This window comes from Kitasatospora sp. NPDC007106, assembly GCF_040634455.1.
Classification (GTDB): Bacteria; Actinomycetota; Actinomycetes; order Streptomycetales; family Streptomycetaceae; genus Kitasatospora; species Kitasatospora arboriphila.
The window spans coordinates 1-1,322 of sequence record NZ_JBEYFP010001274.1; the positions used below are offsets into that span (position 1 = coordinate 1).

Below are 1,322 nucleotides of genomic sequence, written 5' to 3' on the forward strand. Positions count from 1 at the left end.
TACCTCTCCCCCTCCCCCCCACCCCTCTTCCCACCCCGCCCGCTCTCCCGACCCCCCCGAACCCCCCCCCCCCCCCGCCCCCCGGGCCGTCGGGGCCGCGGGGGGGCGGTGCCCGGCCATGCCGCGACGGCCGCCGCACCACGAAAGGGGTACCGATGGCCGACCTCTACCTCCCCGGTGCCGAACGGCGCCAACTCGACGACGCCCCGATGGCCGGAGACGGCGGGTCCCGCACCATCTGGCACATCACCTGGGACCGCAACGCCACCGCCGACGCCCCCGCCGACCTGGTGCCCTTCGACACCCTCGCCGGCTACTTCGCGGGCTCCGGCTCCGGCGCCGCCCCCCACCTGCTCTGGGACCCGTTCACCGGCCGGTGCGCCCAGTTCTTCGCCGCCACCTCCCGCAGCAAGTCCGTCGTCAACGCCGCCGGCGGAGTCGAGACCAACCGCAAGGGCGACGTCTGCGTCCAGATCGAGAGCCTGTTCTTCCCGTACTGCCGGGTCGGCGGCAAGGTCTACCCGACCCTCGCCGACGCGCCCTGCACCGGCCTCGACCGGATCGTCCCCTGGCTGCGCTCCTGGGGCGTCCCCGACGTCTGGCCGATGGGCCCGCCCACCTGGTCCGCCAACCGGTCCGCCACGGTCTGGGACACCCGCAGCGGCCACTACGGGCACTCCCAGGTGCCTGAGAACGACCACACCGACCCCGGGCCGATGCCCGACCTGTTCGGCCGCGTCCCGAACACCACCCCCGCCGACCGGCGCCGACTCGACGAAGAAGTGAGGTGACACCGTGGCACTCGTGATCGGCCGGATCGAGCCCGGCTTCCTGGACGGCCACCCCGACAACGCCACCCTGATCCCGCTGCCGCCGCAGAACGGCGGCGCGGTCGGCTGGGGCCAGGTCTACCTGTCCTTCGGCTGCGACTTCGGCGACGCCCAGCTGCGCATCGCCGTCTGGAACGACACCTCCCGCTCCTGGCGGGTCTCCACCCTGACGGTCACCGCCGCGGCCGGCCGGGTCGGCGTGCCCGTCCAGGACGGCGACTCCAAGGTCTCCGTCGGCCGGGTGAAGGCCTCCGCCACCGACACCGGCCTCTGCCCGGTCGGCTACCTGATCGAGGTGATCCTCCGCGCCTGACCGGGTCCGTTCCGCCCGATCCGGGCCCCCTCCTCCGGGCCCGCCGGGCGGACGGTCAGCCGCGGGGCCGGAGCTGGTGCAGCGTGTAGCCGCGGCCCGCCGGGTCCAGCCGGCGGGTCGCCGTGGTGAACAGCTCGGCGGCCCGCCGGTAGGACAGCCGGCTGCGCCCGGTGTACGGG

At 75.1% G+C, this 1,322-nt stretch carries 2 protein-coding genes; both read left to right on the plus strand.

Annotated elements, in window-relative coordinates; translation table 11 throughout:
• Positions 1-155: 155 nt before the first annotated feature.
• Positions 156-791: a peptidoglycan-binding protein gene (locus tag ABZ641_RS37795; RefSeq protein WP_344625165.1), complete on the plus strand. Its 636-nt coding sequence runs from the start codon at positions 156-158 to the stop codon at positions 789-791.
• Positions 792-795: 4 nt separating this feature from the next.
• A complete protein-coding gene (locus ABZ641_RS37800; protein WP_344625164.1) occupies positions 796-1,143 on the plus strand; it encodes a hypothetical protein in 348 nt (115 codons plus the stop codon).
• Positions 1,144-1,322: the final 179 nt, after the last annotated feature.